Origin of the sequence: Paraburkholderia sp. CNPSo 3076 (assembly GCF_026343935.1) — a bacterium.
GTDB lineage: Bacteria > Pseudomonadota > Gammaproteobacteria > Burkholderiales > Burkholderiaceae > Paraburkholderia > Paraburkholderia nodosa.
In genome coordinates this window covers 159850-180295 of the sequence record NZ_JAPMAL010000010.1, presented here as the reverse complement: position 1 = coordinate 180295, position 20446 = coordinate 159850, and the positions used below count along the sequence as shown (strand labels likewise).

At 67.2% G+C, this 20446-nt stretch carries 16 protein-coding genes; 8 read left to right on the top strand and 8 right to left on the bottom strand.

Annotated features, from left to right (window positions below; all coding sequences use genetic code 11):
* A complete protein-coding gene (locus tag M3A49_RS13905; RefSeq protein WP_266229154.1) occupies nt 1-627 on the bottom strand; it encodes a glutathione S-transferase family protein in 627 nt (208 codons plus the stop codon).
* A gap of 221 nt (nt 628-848) precedes the next feature.
* Between M3A49_RS13905 and M3A49_RS13900 the strand changes: the two genes are divergently transcribed.
* Nucleotides 849-2525, top strand: coding sequence for an ATP-dependent helicase (locus M3A49_RS13900; RefSeq protein ID WP_266229153.1), 1677 nt, complete (start codon nt 849-851; stop codon nt 2523-2525).
* A gap of 12 nt (nt 2526-2537) precedes the next feature.
* Here the strand turns inward: M3A49_RS13900 and M3A49_RS13895 are convergent, their stop codons facing one another.
* On the bottom strand, nt 2538-3485 hold the full coding sequence (locus M3A49_RS13895; protein WP_266229152.1) for a phosphoribosyltransferase: 948 nt from the start codon (nt 3483-3485) through the stop codon (nt 2538-2540).
* A gap of 293 nt (nt 3486-3778) precedes the next feature.
* Here M3A49_RS13895 and M3A49_RS13890 point away from each other — a divergent pair, with 293 nt between their 5' ends.
* Together M3A49_RS13890 and M3A49_RS13885 are read left to right on the top strand one after the other, a co-directional pair.
* Nucleotides 3779-4303 (top strand): molybdopterin-dependent oxidoreductase, encoded by a 525-nt coding sequence (locus M3A49_RS13890; RefSeq protein ID WP_266229151.1) that lies wholly within the window; start codon nt 3779-3781, stop codon nt 4301-4303.
* Nucleotides 4304-4355: 52 nt separating this feature from the next.
* Nucleotides 4356-6203: a hybrid sensor histidine kinase/response regulator gene (locus M3A49_RS13885; protein WP_254357086.1), complete on the top strand. Its 1848-nt coding sequence runs from the start codon at nt 4356-4358 to the stop codon at nt 6201-6203.
* 37 nt (nt 6204-6240) lie between these two features.
* Here M3A49_RS13885 and M3A49_RS13880 read toward each other — a convergent pair whose 3' ends face one another.
* On the bottom strand, nt 6241-7095 hold the full coding sequence (locus M3A49_RS13880; protein WP_028205599.1) for a helix-turn-helix domain-containing protein: 855 nt from the start codon (nt 7093-7095) through the stop codon (nt 6241-6243).
* A 323-nt stretch (nt 7096-7418) separates the two neighbouring features.
* Here M3A49_RS13880 and M3A49_RS13875 point away from each other — a divergent pair, with 323 nt between their 5' ends.
* Nucleotides 7419-8063, top strand: coding sequence for a C39 family peptidase (locus tag M3A49_RS13875; protein ID WP_254357079.1), 645 nt, complete (start codon nt 7419-7421; stop codon nt 8061-8063).
* A 151-nt stretch (nt 8064-8214) separates the two neighbouring features.
* Here M3A49_RS13875 and M3A49_RS13870 read toward each other — a convergent pair whose 3' ends face one another.
* Nucleotides 8215-9177 carry a LysR family transcriptional regulator gene (locus tag M3A49_RS13870; RefSeq protein ID WP_254357991.1) on the bottom strand — a complete coding sequence of 321 codons (963 nt, stop codon included), beginning with the start codon at nt 9175-9177 and terminating at the stop codon, nt 8215-8217.
* 300 nt (nt 9178-9477) lie between these two features.
* Nucleotides 9478-10530 carry an NAD(P)-dependent alcohol dehydrogenase gene (locus M3A49_RS13865; RefSeq protein ID WP_266229150.1) on the bottom strand — a complete coding sequence of 351 codons (1053 nt, stop codon included), beginning with the start codon at nt 10528-10530 and terminating at the stop codon, nt 9478-9480.
* 191 nt (nt 10531-10721) lie between these two features.
* On the opposite strand from M3A49_RS13865, the gene M3A49_RS13860 reads away from it, so the two are divergent.
* The 3 genes from M3A49_RS13860 to M3A49_RS13850 all read left to right on the top strand — a co-directional run bounded on the left by M3A49_RS13860 (nt 10722) and on the right by M3A49_RS13850 (nt 14968).
* Entirely contained in the window at nt 10722-11702 is a 981-nt protein-coding gene (locus M3A49_RS13860) for an AraC family transcriptional regulator (RefSeq protein WP_069266198.1), read from the top strand.
* Nucleotides 11703-11766: 64 nt separating this feature from the next.
* On the top strand, nt 11767-12699 hold the full coding sequence (locus M3A49_RS13855; protein ID WP_266229149.1) for a 2-hydroxyacid dehydrogenase: 933 nt from the start codon (nt 11767-11769) through the stop codon (nt 12697-12699).
* 220 nt (nt 12700-12919) lie between these two features.
* Nucleotides 12920-14968, top strand: coding sequence for an EAL domain-containing protein (locus tag M3A49_RS13850; protein WP_266229148.1), 2049 nt, complete (start codon nt 12920-12922; stop codon nt 14966-14968).
* 9 nt (nt 14969-14977) lie between these two features.
* Here M3A49_RS13850 and M3A49_RS13845 read toward each other — a convergent pair whose 3' ends face one another.
* From M3A49_RS13845 to M3A49_RS13835, 3 genes are read right to left on the bottom strand one after another with little or no spacing between them, the layout of a single operon-like run.
* The gene (locus M3A49_RS13845) at nt 14978-16294 is read right to left on the bottom strand and encodes an MFS transporter (protein ID WP_266229147.1); all 1317 of its coding nucleotides are present in this window, start codon (nt 16292-16294) and stop codon (nt 14978-14980) included.
* A 49-nt stretch (nt 16295-16343) separates the two neighbouring features.
* Nucleotides 16344-17594, bottom strand: coding sequence for a CaiB/BaiF CoA transferase family protein (locus tag M3A49_RS13840; RefSeq protein WP_266229146.1), 1251 nt, complete (start codon nt 17592-17594; stop codon nt 16344-16346).
* On the bottom strand, nt 17591-19393 hold the full coding sequence (locus M3A49_RS13835; protein WP_266229145.1) for an acyl-CoA dehydrogenase family protein: 1803 nt from the start codon (nt 19391-19393) through the stop codon (nt 17591-17593). The genes M3A49_RS13840 and M3A49_RS13835 overlap by 4 nt, the downstream gene beginning before the upstream one ends.
* Nucleotides 19394-19524: 131 nt before the next feature.
* On the opposite strand from M3A49_RS13835, the gene M3A49_RS13830 reads away from it, so the two are divergent.
* A complete protein-coding gene (locus M3A49_RS13830) occupies nt 19525-20436 on the top strand; it encodes a LysR family transcriptional regulator (RefSeq protein WP_254357998.1) in 912 nt (303 codons plus the stop codon).
* Nucleotides 20437-20446: the final 10 nt, after the last annotated feature.

Sequence of the window (20446 nt, the reverse complement as noted above, 5' to 3'; positions counted from 1 at the left end):
TCAGGTGAGCGGCAGATCGATGTACTTGCGGAAGCCCTGGCGCTGCGCGATGCGCTGATACCAGCGCTCGATATTCGGCAGCGGCTCGCGCTCCACGCCTTCGAGCCCGAACCAGCGCCGCGCGTACGCGCCGAGCACGATGTCGGCGAGCGAGAAGCGCTCGTTTTCCATGAAGAAGCGGCCTTGCAGATGGTGGTCGAGCAGCCGCCAAAGCGGGGTCAGCTGATCGAAGTCGGCCGCGAGCTTCGCCGTGTCGCGCTTTTCGGGCGGCGTGCGCACGAGCGCGAGGAACACCGGGCGCTCGGCGGGCGCGAGCGTGCCGATCGACCAGTCGAGCCAGCGCTCGATCGCGGCGCGCACCTTCGGGTCGGTCGGGTAGAGCAGGCTCGAGGGGCCGTACTCCATCGCCAGATACCGCAGGATCGCGTTCGACTCCCACAGCACGAACGTGCCGTCGGTGATCGTCGGGACCTTGCCGTTCGGATTCATGGCGAGATAGGAAGGCTCGTTGAGATGGCCGAACGGGCCGCCCGCGTCGATGCGCTGGAACGGCAGCACGAGTTCATCGCAACACCACAGGACTTTCTGGACATTCACCGAATTGGCGCGTCCCCAGATCGTAATCATCTGGCGCGTACTCCTTGCAAGGGGAAAAAGGGTCAAGCCTGGCGCAGGCCGCCACGATACACGATTCTCGCGCGGTTTTTTGCGCAGCCCGGCATTTCGTAGAATAGGCGCTGCGCGGCGCTGTGAGTTCCGCTGTCGCGCCCGATTCGTGCGGCGCCGCTCCCTCGCTTTCCTGCGCGGCCGTCCCGCCTCGACCCCCAACTCACGTCCGAGACCCGCCCATGGCCCGCATTGTTCCCGACGACTGGCAACATCTCGAAGCCACCGGCGCCGCCGCGCGCGAGCGCGAAACGCTCGCCGCGCTCGCGCGCGGTTTGCCGAACGGCTACACCGTCTATCACGGCGTGCACTGGACGCGACTCTCCGAAGGCTTTTCGGTCTTCGGCGAGGCCGATTTCGTGATCGTCAGCCCGGCCGGGCGCGTGATGATCGTCGAGCAGAAAACGGGCTTTTTGCGCGAAACGCCGGGCGGGCTCGTCAAGGCCTACATGCAAACCGAGCGCAACGTGGCGATCGCGCTGGCGCGCACGGTCGAAGGGCTGCACCGGCGCTTTACGGCGTCTTTCGGCGCGGGCACCTATGTGCTCGAAGAGCTGTTCTACTGCCCCGACCACGTGGTGCGCGAGCCCGCCATCGCGGGCGTGAACCCGGCGCGCATCGTCGACGCCACGCGCAAGGCGCAACTCGCCGCCATCGTGCTCGAAGCCATGCCCGCCGACGAGCCGCGCCTGCCGTGCGCCGCCAAGATCCATCACTTTCTCGCCGACGAACTTTCGCTCACGCCCGACACCAGCGCGCTGCTCGGCGCGGCGGGCACGCTCGTCACGCGGCTCGCGGGCGGCCTCGCCACGTGGGCGCGGCGGCTCGAATTCGCCCCGTTCCGGCTGCGCGTGATCGGCACGGCGGGCTCGGGCAAGACGCAACTGGCCGTGCAGGTCATGAAGGACGCGGTGGCGCGCGGCGCGCGGCCGCTCTACGTGTGTTTCAACCGGCCGCTCGCGGACCACATCGCGCAGCTCGCGCCGCCCGAGGCGAAGGTGGCGACCTATCACCAGCTGTGCGACTGGGTCGCGCGTGACGGCGGCCACGTGCCCGACTTCGAGAGCCCCGGCGCGTTCGACGACCTCGTGCGACGCTTCGGCGAGATGCCGGTTGCCGAACGCTGGCAGTTCGATGTGCTGATCGTCGACGAAGGACAGGATTTCCAGCAGCCGTGGGTCGGCGCGCTCGAACGCCTGTTGCGGCCGGACGCTGCATGGTGGTGGCTCGAAGATCCGCTGCAGAACCTGTACGTGCGCGAGCCGCTCGCGCTGGCGGGCTGGACCGTGCTGCGCGAGAACACGAACTACCGCAGCCCGCGCGACATCCTCGCGTTCCTGCGCGACGTCGCGGGACCGACCGTGCCCGCCATCGCGCAGCTCGCGGCGGGGAGTCCGTTCGACGGCTCGGACGTGACGGTAGCGAGCTGGGACGAGCATGAACCCGATCCCGGCGCAGAACCCGGGGCGGTTCTGGCGACCAAACGCGCGATTACACAGGCGCTTTCGCTCGGCTTTCGCAAGCAGGACATCGTCGTGCTTTCCTATCGCGGCCGCGAGCATTCGCTGTTCACGGCGCTCGATCAGCTCGGTCCGCACCGGCTGCGCAGTTTCACGGGCCAATATGACCTGTTCGGCAATCCGCAGTACCGCGAGGGCGACGTGCTGCTCGATTCGATCTACCGCTTCAAGGGCCAGTCCGCGCCGTGCGTGATCCTGACCGAGGTGGACTTCGAGTCATTCGACGAGCGCGCCGCGCGCAAGCTCTTTGTCGGCGCTACGCGCGCGGCCTTGAAGCTCATCGTGGTGGCGTCGCCGCGCGCCGCGCGGTTCATCGAGGGCCGGCGCAGCGGCGTCTGAGCGCTTGCTCGCTCAGCTCCAGGCCGAGGCGCCGATCAGCGTGCCCGTGCGCGCCTGGGCGTTCCACCAGATCACGCGCAGGAGCGGCGCGCTCTGGGCGATCAGGATGGCCTGCACCGGATCGCTCTCGATGAAGTGCGTGACGCCGCTGCGGATGGCCGCCGCGGCCTTGTGCGCAGCCACGGCCGCGGCCGTGTCGTCGTGCTCGTCCGGCGTACGCATGATCAGTTCGAGGTGCCCGAAGCCGTGGCGCTCGAGCCACGCGAGCGTGCGCTCGCGGTCGATCTCCGGACGCCCCGTGATGATCGCGCGCGTGCGTTTGATGTCGATGCCCGGCAGGCGCTCGAACGGCACCAGCTCATCGCGCTCGGCGAGCGCGGCGACGAGGTCTTCGTCGTAGCGCGCAATCGGGATGTCGGGCAGCAGGACACCGTCGAGATCGATGGCGTAGACGGCGTACTCGTGGTCGTCGGCCATGCGCGTGCCTTCGCCTTCGCCGTCGCGGATCCAGTCGGCGCGATAGCGGTCGGTGTAGGCCTGGCGCTCCCACGGGAACAGCGCGAAATAGCCGCTTGCGTCGATCGAATAATCGGGGCGCAAACGGCTGAGGTCGTCGTAGGCGCCGGTGAGCGTGCGCACGACGAGCCCGTGCTCGCTCAGAAACGCGATGCAGTCCACGAGCGTATGGCCGCGCCCCGCGATGTCCTCGCAGAGCAGCACTTTCGAGCCCGGTTCGGGCAGCGGCAACGTGGAGTCCCAGCGCACTTCGCGCGTGGTGCGGTCATAGCGCAGGAACGCGACACCCGCACCCGTTGCGTGCGAAACCATCAGCGCCAGCGGCGCGCCGCCGCGCAAGATGCCGACCACGAGGTCGAATTCCTCCGCGACCAGCGCCGGTTGCAGCGACTCGACCCAGTGATCGAGCTGTTCGTAGGTGAGCGGAACGACAGGTTTATCCATGGGGTGAAATGGGTGACGAAGCGCGTGATCGGCAACTGTGCGGCAAATGCGCAACGCGCGTTTCGGATAGCGGTGTACGAGAAAAAGACGGCTGTTGTCAGTGCAATGTTTGACGATATTATGCCTATGCTCACCAGCGCCTGCTGGCATGGCGGGCGGAGGTCGCGGGAAATCGAGGGAAAGCAGCAGAAAAAACGGCGCATTGCCGCAAAAAGCGGCGCAGCGTCGCACGAAGACACACGACAACGACGCGAATCATCGCGCGAAAGGGCTCGGGCAAGATGTGGCATTGGATGGGATGGCCAGGCTGGCGGCGCTGGGCCGCCGTGGCGGGGTTCGCACTCGCGGCTCCGCTTTTTGCACCCTCGGCGCAGGCGGCGGGTTCTACGGGTTCGCTCTCGCTCGACGTCGATGGCGAGGTGCGCGTGACCAACAACGCGGCCCACACGGCGTATCACTTCAGCGAGGCGCAGCTGCTCGCGCTGCCCGCGCATTCGATCACGACGGCTACGACGTGGACGCCGCGCTCGACCTTCACGGGCCCGCTGCTTTCGGACGTGCTCAAGGCCGTGGGCGCTTACGGCAGCCAGATCGAGATCCACACGCTCGACGACTACACTTGCGTGGTGCCCGTGGCCGACGCCGCGCGCTATGGCGTGGTGGTCGCCTATGAGATGAACGGCCAGCGCCTGAAGGTAAGCAATTTCGGCCCGTTGTTCCTGATCTATCCACGCGACCAGCATCCACTCGAGCTCGACGGCGCGGCCGGCGACTCGAAGTTCGCGTGGCAGATCAAGTCGATGACGATCAAGCGGTGAGTAGCGGGTGATACAACGTCCCTTACGACGTCTCCTGCAGGCGATCATCTGGATGGCGGCGCTCGCGCCGCCCGTGGTGGCGGTCGGCTATCTGCTCTATGCGAACCTGCTCAATCCGCAGGTCGTGCAGCGCATCACGGGCAATTACGACGGCCTGTACTGGGACGCCGCGCAGCTCCAGATCGCCTACGCGCGCTTCGAGAGCCAGTTGCTGATGTTCGCGGACGGCATCGACCGCGATCTCGACAAGGTGCGGCTGCGCTACGAGGTGCTGCAGTCGAAGCTCAACGTGATGAAGGGCTCGACGCTCTCGCTCGACTCGACCTCCGGCCTCAAGCGGCGCCAGGACGCCGATCTCGCCATTCTGGCCGCGACGATCTCGCCGTTCGAGGCTGAAATCGCCACGCTCGCGGATAACCCCGAACGCGCGGTGCCGATGCTCATGGCGCTCGACCTGCACTGGACCCAGGTCACCGACCTGGCGCTGAACCGGCGTTTCGCCGATGTGACCGAGCGCGAGGCGATCCGGCACGACTTCATCGCCAAACGCCGGGAACTGTTTGCCTCAGGGCTTGTGCTGCTCGTGCTTTCGGCGGCGGCGGGCGTGCTGCTCGTGATGAACGGCTACCGGCGCACGCGTCTGCTGCACCAGCAGCGCGCGGCGCTCGAAGCCGAGCACCAGGCGAGCCGCGCCGCGCGCGAGGCGAGCATGGCGAAGGACGCCTTCCTCGGCATGATCAGCCACGAACTGCGCACGCCGCTGCACGCGATCGTCTCGTCGATCGAGCTGCTCGGCTTCAACTCGCATTCAGAAGCCGACCGCAAGGTGATCCAGCGCCTCGAAACCGCCGCGCGCCAGCTCGAAGCGCAGATGAAGGACCTCACCGACTACGCGCGTCTCGGCGCGGGCAAGCTCGAATTGCGCCAGGAAGAGTTCGAGCCGCGCGAACTGCTGCAGTCGATCGTCGACGAGAACGAGCAGGCGGCGCGCTCGCGCGGGCTCGTGTTCGAGCATGCGTGGGTGGGACCGCAGCGGCGCGTGGTGGCCGACCCGCATCGTATTCGCCAGATCGCCGGCAACCTGGTCACGAACGCGATCCGCTACACGGAGCGCGGCAAGGTGCGGCTCGAATTCTGGCTGCAGGCGCCCGCGCGGTCCGCGCGGCCATCGCAGGATGAGGAAGGCGCGCTGAGGCCCGCTGGCGGCGACACGCTCGTGATCGTCGTCGGCGATACGGGACCTGGCGTGGCGGCGGACCAGATTCCGCTCATCTTCAAGGAGTTCACGCAGCTCGACACGTCGCGCTCACGGCGCTACGAGGGCGCGGGGATGGGGCTCGCGATCGTGCGGGGCCTCGTCGAACTGTTCGGCGGGACGATCGAGACGCAAAGCCGGGTGGGCAAAGGCACGACCTTCACGGTGCGCATACCCGTCACGCCAGTGGAGCCGCCGGTGCCCGCGGCCATGGCCGAAGCGGCGCTGCCCGCGCGGGCGCTGCCGCAGGTGCTCGTCGTCGACGACAACCCGCTCGTGCGCGATTCGCTATGCGAGATGGTCGCGCACATGGGCTACCGCGCGCTCGCGGCCGGCGACGCCGACAGCGCGCTCGCGCTGCTCGCGCACGAGGCGTGCGATGTGGTGCTGCTCGACCTGCACATGCCGGGCCGCGACGGCTACGACTTCGTGGCGGGGCTCGAAACCGCGCAGGACGTGCTGGCGCAGCCGCGTGTGATCGCCGTGAGTGCCGACGTGGCGGGGCTCGCGGCGCTCCCGGACAATGTGGGCAAGACGGGCGGCGAGGGCGCGCTGTTCTTCGACCGGCTCACGAAGCCGGTGCATTACGAGGTGCTGCGCGCGGCGTTGCAGCGCGCGCTGAGCGCGCCGCGCGCGGCGGCCTGAAAGGCGTGGGCGTGGGCAGAGAGGACAATGCGCGGCGTTAGCCGCGATTGAGCCGCTTCGAAAGGTCGGCGACGAGAATCGCCATGCGCGCCGGCTTTTCGTAGCAGGCCACGTTGTAGTGCCGCACGACCTGGCTGATCTCCGACTCGCTGGCCTTGCCGGTCAGCAGTTCACCGGTGAGCACGAAGATGGGCGCATCGGGGTTCTCGGAGGCGCGCACGCTGCGGATCGCCTCGGCGGCGGTCTGGCTGCCGAACAGCCAGTCGATCACCACGCCGTCGAACACGTTGTTTTCGAGCGCTTCGTTGAACGCCGCGAGGCCGTAGAGCGCGAGCGCCGTGTAGCCGCTGTGCTCGAGGTAGTCGCGCAGGTTATCGGCGGAGGAGCGGTCGTCGTCCACGACGGCGATGAGCGGCTTGTCGGACTCGGCGCGGCGCGGGTAGATCTCGATCTTGTGGACTTCGCGCGCGTTCTGGTAGAGCGCGCCGTCCGGGCGCACCACGCGCCACTGGCCCTGCTTTTCGTAGGCGACGAAGTCGGGGCGGCTGCCCGCCTCGACCGGTGCGCCGATCCACGCGGTGCAGGGCAGCTCGGCGGCGCTGACGCAGAGCATCGCCTCCTGAGCGCTCGCCCCGACCATGCCGGGGTCGAGCAACTGCGCGCCGAACAACTGGCCCGCCGGTTCGCCGAACGCTTCGGCCACTTTCTTGATCTGCGCGAGCGTCCACGGGCTGTTGCCGCGCAGCTTGCGGTGCCCCTGTGAAAAGCTCAGGTCAAGAATCCGGCACAGCTCGGTCGTTTGCTGACGCTTGCCGATGCCGTGACGGCTCATCAGCTCGCGTACGCGCTCCGCCACCGAGGCCGAGTCGGTTGTGTATGCAACGTTCGACATACTGCTCAAAGGAGGGATTCGTGGATTCAGTTTCTGATTGATCATGCCGTGGCGCCGTGAGGCCGGTCTGACCGGACCTCGCGCGGGCCGCACACGGGAGCACGATATTCTAAACGCATAAAATGCCAAACGACGGCGCTATTTTAGCTAAATGTAATGCGGCGCCGAATAACGAGGATGTAAGCGTATATTCGGCTTCGTTTACACCAGGCTTGCGATATTCGCGGCATTGCGGGGAAGACGCGTGGCTGCGAAGATGCACGATTTTGAACGCCGTGCGCTCGCGCGCGGAAGATCAACCTTACTGTCGCGAGGGGTATCGTTTGGACGACGTGCGCAACGGCGGGACATGGCGGCATGAAGGCGTGCCGTATTACAGCCAGTGGGGCAGTGCAGACTGGGTGGCGCCCATCGTCGAGCGTGGCGCCGACCCGTGCGAGGACCCGCACTGGCGGGCGAGCGGCTTCACCGAGGCCGGCGCCTACCGCTTCTGGGCCAAGCGCCTGTGCGGCCTGACCTGCCTCGAATCGGCGCTCGACTATTGGGGCGTCGCGCATGCGCCGCGCGCGCAGATGCTCGAAGAGGCGTTGCGGTACGGCGTGTATCGCGTGCGTGAAGATGGCGGCGTGGACGGGTTGATCTACCGCCCGTTCGCCGGATGGGTGGAAGCCGCGTTCGGCGTGCGCGTGGCGGTGATGACCGACGAGGGCATCGCGGCGAGCGCCGCGCGCATCGATGCCGAAACGCTCGCCATCGTCTCCGTGAGCCCCGAGATCCGCTACCCCGAGCGGATGCATCCCGGCCAGGGCGGCCATCTGATCCTGCTGCACGGACGTGGCGACGGCGGCGTCTGGTTCCACAATCCATCGGGCATCGCGCCGTATCAGGCTGATGCCTGGCTGCCTTATGAGACGGTTGCGCGGTTTCATGCCCGGCGGGGTATGGCGCTTAGCCGGCCGCGCTTTTAGCGTGCGGGACGCTGTATTTTTGGCGCTTTGCGCGTTTTCTTGTGTTCGCGTCTGTACGCGGGTGCCGCCCCGCACAGGGGCAACGCCTGCATACCGACGCGAAAACAAGGAAAGGCGAAAGCACGGACCTTGCTACAAAAACCTCAAACGCTCAGGCGTGCGCCGGCTGCAGCCCCCCCAACAACTGCCGCACCCGCGAGAGATCGCGATTGACCGCGCCCGCGTCCTCGAACAGCTCCGCGAGCCAGTCGACGAACACGCGCACGCGCGGCGACAGCTGGCGCGACTTCACGAACGCCACGGATACCGGCGTGGGCAGCGGCTTCCATTGCGGCAGGACCTCTTGCAGCGCACCGCTGTCGAGGTACGGCTGCGCCGCGAGCAGCGGCGGCTGGATGAGACCATAGCCCTGCAGACCGCACGTGAGGTAGGCGAACTCGTCGGAGACATGCACGAACCCGTCCACCTTCACCTTCGTCGGACTGCCGTCCACCTCGAAGTCGAACTCGAACGGGCGGCCCGTGAGCGGTGAAAGGAAGTTGACGACCGGATGCTGCGCGAGATCGTCGAGCGTTTGCGGCGCGCCGTGCCGCTCGAGGTACGCGGGGCTCGCGCAGGTCACGTGCTCCAGCACGCCGAGGCGCCGCGCGGCGAGTCCCGAGTCGGGCAGCTCGCCGAGCTGGATGCTGCAATCTACCCCCTCGCCGACGAGATCGACGTTGCGCAGGCTCACGCCGATCACGAGGTCGATCTGCGGATAGCGCGCGTGGAAGTCGTCGAGCGCAGGCAGCACGATCGCGTTGGCAATGAGCCCCGGCATCTCCACGCGCAAGCGGCCGCCGATCGCGCCGGGCGACTGGCGCACGCTCGCTTCGGCATCGTCGATGTCGGCGAGAATCTGCGAGGCGCGCTCGTAGTACGCGGCGCCTTCGGGCGTAAGCGACAGGCGCCGCGTCGTGCGCACGAGCAATTGCGTGCCGAGCAGCGATTCGAGGTTTTGCATCACCGTAGTGGCGCTGGCGCGCGGCATATCGAGTGACTGCGCGGCTTTGGTAAAACTATTGGTGTCGACGATGCGTACGAACGTGCGCATCGCCTGGATGCGGTCGATCACGGGCGAGCTCCTGACAATGGGCTTGAGGCTTGAACGAAATCCGCGCTGCTGCAGAAAAAGGGTGAGCCGCGTAGCGATGAATGCGCTTCGCGGTGCCGGCGTCTCGCGGAAAGCGACGCTCAGCGGTTAAACGGCGATGACGATTGGATGGCGGCGCACGCGGGCGCCGGCTCGACTACGGGAGGCCAAAAAAGGAGGCCTCGAAGGGGAAGGGCTGGCGGGCCATCCGGAACGGATGGCCCGGCGGGGCAGGGTGTTACATCTGGATGCGCGGCGCTGGTTGCCTGCGCGGCGTGCGCGTTACTTGCGCAGCGAATCGAGGTCGATCACGAAGCGGTACTTCACATCGCTCTTGAGCATGCGCTCATAGGCGTTGTTGATGTCCTGCATCTTGATCATTTCGATATCCGACGTAATGCCATGCTTGCCGCAGAAGTCCAGCATTTCCTGGGTTTCTGCAATGCCGCCGATCAGCGAGCCCGCCAGACGGCGGCGCTTCATGATCAGGTTGAACACTTGCGGCGACGGGTGATCGTGCTCGGGCGCGCCCACCAGTGTCATCGTGCCGTCACGGCGCAGCAGCTCGATGAGCGGGTTGAGGTCGTGCTGCGCGGCCACGGTGTTCACGATCAGGTCGAAGCTGTTGGCGTGCGCCTTCATCTGCTCCGGGTCCTTCGATATCACCACTTCGTCCGCGCCCAGGCGCTTGCCGTCTTCGATCTTCGAGGGCGACGTGGTGAACAGCACCACATGCGCGCCCATCGCATGGGCGAGCTTCACGCCCATGTGGCCGAGGCCGCCGAGACCCACGATGCCGACCTTCTTGCCGGGGCCCGCGCCCCACGTGCGCAGCGGCGAATACGTGGTGATGCCCGCGCACAGGAGCGGCGCGGCCGCGGCGGCATCGAGGTTCTCGGGCACGCGCAGCACGAACGCTTCGTCCACCACCAGCTGCGTGGAGTAGCCGCCGTAGGTGATGTCGCCGCTCACGCGGTCGGCGCCGTTATAGGTGCCGACCCAGCCGTTCTCGCAATACTGTTCGAGGCCTTCGGCGCAGCTCGGGCAGGTGCGGCACGAATCGACGAGACAGCCCACGCCGACGAGTTCGCCCACCTTGTATTGCGTGACGCCCTTGCCGACTTCGGCCACGCGGCCGACGATCTCGTGGCCCGGCACGACCGGGAAAATCGTGTTGCGCCATTCGTCGCGCGCCTGGTGCAGGTCGGAGTGGCACACGCCGCAGAACAGCACGTCGATACGGACGTCGAGTTCCCGCAGGTCGCGGCGCTGGAATTCGAACGGGGCGAGCGGCGAGGCGGCGTCGCGGGCGGCGTATCCGTAGGTTGGGTACATGTGTTGGCTCTCCTCTAGTGCATGGGTGTTGCGGCAGGGTTCCCATCGTAAGGATCGGGGCCCACCCAGGGAATACCTGAAGCTATCGAAGACTTGCCTGATTCTCCTGGCGCGCAGCGCATCGACGGGTTCGGTGATAGATTGGCAAGCCTGTTTCTCTGCCTGACTTCATCTTTTGGGGCACAACCGATATGGGCTACGTCAAAACCCTCGCCGCGGCGGCCATCGCGCCGGCGGCCGCCACGCAGGCGCGCACGGTCGACCTGCTCATGCAAATCACGCAGCGCGACGGCGTGCACGCCACGGCGGTCGAAGGCGTGCGGCTCTACCGCGGCAGCGAAAGTCATCCGCGCCAGCCGGTCATGTACGAACCGAGCATTTTCATCGTCTGCCAGGGGCGCAAGCGCGGCTTTCTCGGCGACCAGGTGTTCATCTACGACGCCCAGCAATACCTGGTCCTCTCGGTGCCGATGCCGTTCGAGTGCGAGACCGAGGCGAGCCCCGAGAAGCCGATTCTCGCCATCTCGATCCGCGTCGATCTCACGACCGTCGCCGAACTGCTCATGGCGCTCGACGATCCGCGCCGCGCCGTGTCCGAACCCTCCGGCATCTACGCCACGCCGCTCGACGCTACGCTGTCGAACGCCGTGCTGCGCTTGCTCGAAGCGCTCGCGCAGCCGTACGAGGCGCGCATTCTCGGCCCATCGATCGTGCGCGAAATCTGCTACCGCGTGCTCATGGGCGAGCAGGGCGACGCGATTCGCGCGGCGCTCACGCATCAGCATCACTTCGGGCGTATCGCGAAGGCGCTGCGGCGCATTCACACCGACTACCGCGGCGACCTCGACGTCGAAACGCTCGCCTCCGAGGCGGGCATGAGCCTTGCCGTTTTTCACGCGCACTTCAAGGCCGTCACCTCGACGTCGCCCATGCAGTACGTGAAGACCACGCGCCTGCATCATGCGCGCCTCCTGATCACGCACGATGGCCTGACCGTGAGCGCGGCGGCCACGCGCGTGGGCTATGAAAGCGCGTCGCAGTTCAGCCGCGAATTCAAGCGCCTCTTCGGCATGAGCCCGGCCGACCAGATGCGCCGGGCGCGCGACGCCGCAGCCGCCGCGGCCGCGCCGCGCGTCGAGGTGTTGCCGCCGCGCTATGTGACGGCCGTGTGAAGTCTGAGCGCGGTCGCTGCGGCATTCGATTCGCATATCGAAACAATGACGGGGTGACACGACGATGAAGCCATGCCTGCTGATCCTGATACTGCTTGCCGATGAAGACCTCGCCGGGTTTGGCGGACAATTCGACGTGATCTATGCGCCCGATGCCGATGCGCGCACCAAAGCGGTCGCAGAACGCGGCAAGGACGTGCGCGTGGTGCTCACCAACGGTACGACAGGCCTCACCGCCGACGAAATCGATCGCATGCCCGCGCTCGAACTGGCGGGCGCGCTTGGCGCGGGCTACGAGAATATCGCGCTCGACCACGCACGCGAGCGTGGCATCGCGCTGTGCAATGGCGCGGGCGTCAATGCCGACTGCGTGGCCGACCACGCGCTCGCGCTGCTGCTCGCGGCCGTGCGCGCTGTGCCGCAATTCGACGCCGCCTGCCGCACCGGTGTCTGGCGCGACGCGCTGCCCATGCGCCCCACGGTCACGGGGCGGCGGATCGGCATTGTCGGCTATGGGCATATCGGCGAGAAGGTCGCCCGGCGGGCGGCGGGCTTCGGCATGGAACTCGGCTATCACAACCGCAAGCCGCGCGAAGGCGCTCAGGCGCGCTACTTCGAGAGCGTGATGGCGCTCGCGCAGTGGAGCGACTTTCTCGTGATCGCGACGCCGGGTGGCGCGCAAACGAAGCATCTGATCGACCGCGCCGTGATCGATGCGCTGGGCCCGCAGGGTTTTCTCGTCAATGTGTCGCGCGGCAGCGTGGTCGATACGGCCGCGCTTGCGCTCGCGCTGAAGGCGGGGACGCTGGGCGGCGCGGGGCTCGATGTCTACGAGGGCGAGCCGCAGCCGCCCGCTGCGCTCATCGGGTTAGACAACATCGTACTGACGCCGCATGTGGCCGGGACGTCGCCCGACGTGCGCACCGCCACGGTGCGCCACTTCGCCGAAAACGCGGCGCGGCACTTCGCGGGCGAGGCGCTGCTCACGCCGCTTTGAAGGTGCGCGTTGCGGGCTTTTAGCGGCCGCATGCGCCGCCCTGTGTATGCCACCGCGCGCGGACGCCGGCAGCGCATGACGTATCATCCCTTCTGTGCGAGCCACAATCGCTGTTCGAGCGGCCGCTAATGACCACAACGGCCATGAACCTGGCGCGACACGCTGCCCAATTTGCAGATCTGGGCTGTGACGCCAGGGCGGTGATATCGAAGGCTCAAAAATGAAAACGCTGATTGGCGCGCTGCACGAGCACGCGGCCCACGTGGTGAACCGCTTCTACGAGGAGCTGGGCCGCCTGCCCAAATCCCGCCGCATCCTCGAAATGCTTTCGGTTGCGGAACTCGCGCACCTCAAGGCGCGGCAGATCCAGAATCTTCTTGCTCTCGCCGGTCTCGGCCTGACCGCGCGCGAGCACGAGGACATGGCGCTGCGCATTGGCCGCATTCATGCCATCGTCGGGCTCGACAAGGAAGAACTCGTGCGCAGCCGCGGCATTCTTCAGGAACTGATCTACGCGGACGTTGGCCGCACCGTCAGCACACAGCAGCTCTCGCTCTACGCGCGCCGCCTGACCACCGACCTCGCGTGGCAACTCAAGGCGTATCAGGCCGTCCAGGACTCGCAGCAGGAGGCGCTGTTGCGCATCACGCGTCTTGTGTGGGAAGCGGGCAGCTACACGAATTTCATCGACCAGGTGATCGCCGCACTGGCGGCGCACGACGAAGTGAGCGCCTGCGCCATCGGCCGTCCCGACGAAGCGGGCATTTTTCACTTCGAGGCCGGCGCGGGCGGCAGGACGGAAGGCGGCATGCTCAACGTGCTCGCCGGGCACGATCAGGAAATCAGCGTGCGCGCCGATCATCCGCAAGGGCAGGGGGCCATTGGGCGCGCGTGGCGCAGCGGCAAGCCCGAGCGCGTGGTCAACTATCAGACCGATCCGCTTGTCGCGCCGTGGCGCGATCTCGCGGCGCGCGAAGGCGTGCGCTCTTCGGTGGCGATTCCGCTGGCCGCGCCCGGGCAGCCGCCGCTCGCCGTGCTGAGTTTGTACAGCGCGTTTCCGGGCGGCTTCGTCGGGCCCCATCAAGTGGCCTTCGTCGATTTGCTGCAAACGCTGCTGGGCTGCGCCGCGATGCGCATCCCCGCCAACGACGGCCTGCGCGCCGCGGTGCCGGTGAGCGTGCGCCAGCATTGGGCGGCGCTCGTGCGCACCGGCGCGCTGGAAATGCACTATCAGCCGCTGCTCAGCCTCGCAACGGGCAAGGCGACCAAGGTCGAAGCGCTGGCGCGCCTGCGCGACGGCGAGCGCCTGCTCGTGCCCGACGTGTTCCTCTCGGCGCTCGCCTCCGACGATCTGCTCGCGCTCTTTGCACGCGGCATCGACCAGGCGCTCGCCGACCGCGAACGCTGGTACGCCCAGGGGCGCGACCTCGATGTCTCGATCAACTTGCCGCCGGCGGCACTCAACGACATCCGCTATTTCGAAGTCACCCGCACCGCGCTGGCCGCGCACCGGTGCCCGGCTGCGCGGCTCACGCTGGAAGTTCTGGAGAACGAAGCACTGTCGCTGAGCCAGGGGCAGCGCGCCATTCTCGCGAAGTTCCGTGAGCTAGGCGTGCTGTTCGCGCAGGACGATCTCGGTGCCGGGCATAGCGGCCTCACGCGCCTGCGTGAGTTGCCATTCGACTGGATCAAGCTTGACCGCGAGATGGTCAAGGTGAGCGGCGGCGGCGCGCTCAACACGCTGCGCGTGATCTACCAGTTGACGCGTCTCGGCCATTCGCTGGGCAGGCTCGTGCTTGCCGAAGGCGTCGACACGCTCGACCTCCTCCGCGCGCTCGCCATTCTCGGCGTGGACGGCGCGCAGGGCTATGGCATCGCGAGGCCGATGGAGGGCGCACGCCTCATCGAATGGCTCGACACGACACCGGCCTTCGCCGCGACCGCGAACGTCGAAGGCGGCGCCGGAACGGAGAGCCTGCTGGCGCGGCTCGCCCGCTTCGTGATCTGGGAAGAGCGCATGCTCATGATCGCGGCGGTCCCCGCAGCGGCGCAAGACCTCTTGCGCGTGTTGACGCGCGAAGAAGGCGCGGGCGGCAGCGCGCCGCTCGCGCAGTCGCTGGCGGGCTTCGGCGACATTCTGCCTGCGGGCGCACAACGCGATGCGCTGCATCGGGAGGTGGTCGGCGCGCTGCTGACCGAAGGCCCGAACAGCGAAGCGTGGCGCGTTGCGCTGAACGGGCTGATCGAGGCCATCGTGGCGGCCGTGTAGGCGAGGGCACTAATCCTGCAACGCGAACGCCACATCGCTTTGCGTGGCCGACGACTGCTTACGCTGCAGCACCGCGATACACACGAGCGAAATGGCCGCAAGCGCGCTGTAGAACAGCGCCAGCGGCCACCACTGGCCCGGATAGTCATGCGCGAGCAGCGTGCCGACGAGCGGTGTGAGGCCGCCCGCGAGCGCCGCGCAACATTGGTAGGAGATCGAAATAGCCGAGTAGCGCACGCGCACCGGGAACGCATTCGTCATGAAGCCCGCCATCACGGCGTACGAGCTGCACATGCACATCACGGCAATCGCAATGCCGACCACGATGGCGACCGGCCGACCGGTGGAGACGAGCACGAACATCGGGTAAGGCGAAATCATGGCCAGCGCGGCGGCCAACACGAGGAAGCGCCCGGCGCCCACACGCTGGGCAAACCAGCTGGAAAAGAGCTGCGTAAAGAGCTGGATGAACGCGACGACGAACAGGCAGTCGAGAATCAGCCCGCGGTCGAGCCCGAGCGTTTGCGTCGTGTAGTTGAGCATGAAGGTGTTGACGAACCACGCGCCCGCCACGCCGATCACATTCGCGCCGAGGCACAGCAGCACGGCGCGCCACGAGTCGCGCAGCACTTCGACGATCGGCATCGCGGCGGTGCGGCGCTGCGTCCTGATCGCCTCGAATTCCGGCGATTCGCCCACGCCCGATCGAATCAGCAGGCCGACCACGAGCAGCACCGCGCTCGCGATGAACGGCAAACGCCAGCCCCAGGAAAGGAGCGCGTCCCGGTCGAGATGCGCGACGCTGCGAAACGCCAGCAGCGCGAGGATCAGGCCGGCCGGGCTGCCGAGTTGCGCAAACGAGGCGAGAAACGTGCGCTTTTCCCTGGGCGCATGCTCGCCCGCCATGAGCACCGCGCCGCCCCATTCGCCGCCAATCGCAATGCCCTGCGCCACACGCAGCAGCACGAGGAGCGCCGGGGCGAGCGCGCCGGCGCTCGCGTAGGTCGGCAGAAAGCCGATGCCCACGGTGCCGAGGCCCATGATCGACAGCGTCGCGACGAGCGCCTTCTTGCGGCCGATGCGGTCGCCCAGATGCCCGAACACGAGCCCGCCGAAGGGGCGCGCGAAAAATCCCACGGCGAAGGTGCCGAACGAGGCGAGCGTGCTGTAGAACGGCTCGTGGGAGGGGAAGAACAGCTTGCCGAAAATGAGCGCCGAAGCGGTGGCGTAGATATAAAAGTCGTACCACTCGATGGTGGTGCCGACGAAGGCGGCGAGCGAAGCGCGGGCGGGCTGGCGCGCAGGGGTGGTGCCAGGGCGGGTCATGCATGTCTCCTGAATCGGGGTGAGCCGGCTTGGGCCGGTCTGTATTCCGTTAAGATCGGATGGAACGCCAGGCGCTTGGCGTCGTTTCGGGCTCCTTGACAATGCCGGCTTCGAAGAGCCGTTGCTGCGTATCGGCGTCGATGCCGAGCGCGTCCATCACGGCGCGCGTGTCGGCGCCCAGCGCGGGCGGGCGCGTGCGATAGGTCGGCGGTGTGCGCGAGAGCTTCACGGGCGCGCCCGTGCCGCGATAACCATCCATCTCGACGATCATGCGGCGGTGCTGCGTGTGCGGATGCGCGGCCACGGCGTCGACGGTCTGCACGGGGCCGCACGGCACGCCGGCCCGGATCAGGTCGCGCGCGAGTGGCTCGCAGTCGTGCGCGGCAAGCCGCGCTTCGAGTGCAGCCTTGAGTTCCCGCCGATGCGCGCAGCGGCTGCGGTTGTCGGCGAAACGCGGGTCGACGGCGAGGCCGGGTACGCCCAGGTGCGCGCAGAGCTTCGCGAACTGGCGGTCGTTGCCCACCGCGAGGAAGATGGGCGCGCTGAGCGTCGCGTAGCTGTCGTACGGCGCGATGTTCGGGTGCGCGTTGCCGCTGCGCTGCGGCGTGCGGCCATTGCCGAAATAGTTCGGCAAATGCGGATGCAGGAGCGACACGCCGCAATCGTAGAGCGCGATATCTACCGACTGCCCGAGGCCGCTCTTTTCGCGCTCGGCCAGTGCGAGCAGAATGCCGGCGAGCGCGTTCAGACCCGTGACCATGTCCACGATCGGCAGGCCGAGGCGCAGCGCGGGGCCGTCGTGCTCGCCGTTCACGCTCATCAGGCCCGCCATCGCCTGAATCACGGCGTCGTAGCCGGGCAGGCCGCCGAGCGGGCCGTCCGGACCGAAGCCCGAAATCGCGCAGTGAATCAGGCGAGGAAAACGTGGACGCAGATCGCGCTCGTAGTCCATGCCCCAGCGCGCGAGCGTGCCCGGCTTGAAGTTTTCGACCAGCACGTCCGCGCCTTCGAGCAGTTGCCACAGAATCTCGCGACCTGCTTCGCGCGAGAGATCGACGGCGATGCCCTGCTTGTTGCGGTTCACGCCAACATAGTACGACGCCGTATCGCCGACGAAGGGTGGGCCCCAGCCGCGCGTTTCGTCGCCGTCGGGCGGTTCGAGCTTGATGGCTTCGGCGCCATGGTCGGCGAGCGCCTGGGTGCAGTACGGACCGCCCAGCACGCGGCTCAGATCGATTACGCGCAGCCCATGCAGCGCGCCGTTCACCCTGGTTGATGTGGATTCCTGAGTTGTATTCATCGCGTGTCGCCCTGCTGTGCCGGCATAAGTTGCATGGCCTGATCGAGCGTCAGCGCTCGTTCGTCCACCAGCGCGCGCAGCGTTGCCGCGTTTTCGTCGCGTTCGTCGAGCGCGAGCGGGTCGCGCGGCAGGAGCTTGTGGCGCACGAGCAGATGCGCGAATGCGAGGCGCCGGTAATCGGGGGCGTTGTGCGAAATCTGCGCGGCTTCGCAGGCCATGAGGGCCGCCGTCGTGGCGTGATAGAGCGCGCTCGCGGCCTGGCGCACCGATTCGTCGCGGCCGCATTCGGCCACGCTCACGAGCGCCGCGCCCGCGCGGTCGAATACGTCGCGCAGGAGCGCTGTACTGGTTTCAGGCAGGCCGCTTTGCGCAAGCTCCGCATGCACGTGCTGCGTCAGCGCCTCGAGCGCGCCTTCGCGCTTCGCCGCACGCGCGACGTCGAGCGCGACGATATTGCTCGTGCCTTCCCAGATCGAGCCGAGATGCGCGTCGCGCACGAGACGCGGGTCGCTCCACTCCTCGATATAGCCCACGCCGCCGCGCACTTCCATGGCGTCGCCGGTGACGCGGCGCGCGTCGCGGCAGGCGCGGAACTTGATGAGCGGCGTGAGAATGCGCACGCACTTCGCCGCGAGTTCGTCGCCGGTATCGGCGCGCGTGAGCAATGTGGCGATGCGCATGAACATCGAGCGCGCCTGTTCGGCGGGCAGCATCATCTTGAGCAATTGACGCTGCATGAGCGGCATTTCGATGAGCTTGCGGCCGAACGCCTCGCGGTTGCGCGTCACGTGCAGCGCCTCGGTCACGGCGCGGCGCATGAGGCCCGCCGCGCGCACGCCGTTCGACAGCCGCGACATGTTGATCATGTCCGCCATCTGATGAAAGCCGCGGCCCACCTCGCCGATCAGGTACGCCTGCGCGCCTTCCAGCACGATCTCGCCGCTCGCCATCGAGCGGCTGCCGAGCTTGTCCTTCAGTCGCACGATGCGATAGGCGTTGCGCGTGCCGTCGGGGAGCGTCTTCGGCAGCAGGAAAAGCGCGAGGCCCTTGATGCCGGGCGGCGCGTCGTCGGGGCGCGCAAGCACCATCGCGAGATCGGCGTCCGCGTTCGAGCAGAACCACTTGTCGCCGTAAAGACGCCACACGTCCTCGCCATTTGCGTCGCGCTCACGCGTGGCGCGCGTGGCGATACGCGCGACGTCCGAGCCCGCCGCCTGCTCGGTCATGAACATCGCGCCCTGGTAGAGCGTGTCGAAGTCCTGCGACGCGAGCATCGGCAAATAGCGCGCAACGAGTTCGGGCGAGCCGAAGCGGCGCAGCGTGCGCGTGAGCGAGTCGGTCATGCTCACCGGGCAGCATAGCCCGAACTCGGCTTGCACGAACAAATAGGTGAGCGCGTATTTGACGAGCGGCGCGGGCGCGTTCTTGCGATGGCTCATGGCTGCGAGGCCAAGCTCCGCGTAGGCGACGCGTTCGAGCGCCACGTAGTCGGGATGCTTGTCGATGCGCTGGATCGCTTCGCCGCTGCGCGTGCGCTGTTCGAGCGTGGGCGGGTGCTTGTCGGCGACTAGCGCGAGCGCGTCGAGTTCGTCGGAGGCGCGCTGGCCGAGCGCGACGAGGCGCGTTTCGATCGCGCCGAATGCGGTATCGCCGAGATAGCTGCGCAAAAGGGGCGCGAAGCCAGGATCGCTCGTGTAGAAGTTGATGCCGCGGCTATCGGGAATGTTGGCCGAGCCGCTGGCCGCGGGGGCGGGGTTCGCCTGTGCGGGCTGGGTGGCGAAGGCGGGGCGATCGCTCATCGTGTGCTGTCTCCATGCTGTTTTGCTCTGCGATTCGGCGTAGCTTAGGCGCGGCTTCGATAACGGTCCAATACAACCAATGTCATGTACGATAAGCGCTATCTATCGATAAAACGCCGAAGGAGCCCGCCATGGAACTCAAGCAACTGCGCTATTTCGTGGCGGTAGCCGAAGAGCTGCACTTCGGGCGCGCGGCGCGCCGGCTCTTCATTTCGCAGCCGGCGCTGAGCTTCGACATCCGCAAGTTCGAGGAGCAGCTAGGCGTGCAACTGCTCGAGCGCACCAACAAGGCCGTCGCGCTGACCAACGCAGGCAACGTGCTGCTCGAAGAGGCGCGGCGGCTGCTGGAACAGGCCGACGAAGTGCGGCGGATCGCGGCGCGCTCCGCACACGGGTTGGCGGGGCGGCTGCGCATTGGCTTCGTCAATTCGATGCTTTATCGCGGGCTGCCGGAGGCGGTGCGGCGTTTCGAGGCCGATCATCCGGCGGTGGAAGTGGTGCTGCGCGAGATGAACACGGCCGAGCAGGTGCAGGCGCTGCACCGCCTGCAGATCGATCTTGGCTTCGCGCATTGGGGGCGCTTCCCGGCCGAGGTGCAATCGGAGCTGCTGTTTTCCGAGCCGTTTCTGTGCTGTTTGCCAGAAGCGCATAGGCTCGCGCGCAGGCGTCGTATAGAACTTGGCACGCTCGCGCGCGAACCGTTCATCCTGTTCCCGCGCTCGGTCTCGCCGCATTATCACGATCAGATTATCGCGACCTGCGTGGAGGCTGGATTCAGCCCGCAGATTCGCCACGAAGCGCGGCTCTGGCAAACCGTCGTGACGATGGTGGAGTTCGGCATGGGCGTCGCGCTAGTACCCGCCGCGCTCGGCGCTGCGGGCGGCGGGCGCGTGGTATTCCGCCCATTGGCTAGCAATCCTTATGAATCGCAGGTGCTAAGGCTCGTGCGCAGTGGCGAGGCGAGTGCGCTGGCACAGGGGTTTGCGGGGTATCTCGGGGGGCGCAAGGAAAACAGGGCGGACGCGAGGCCGCCCCGTACGTGAACGCCGTCAG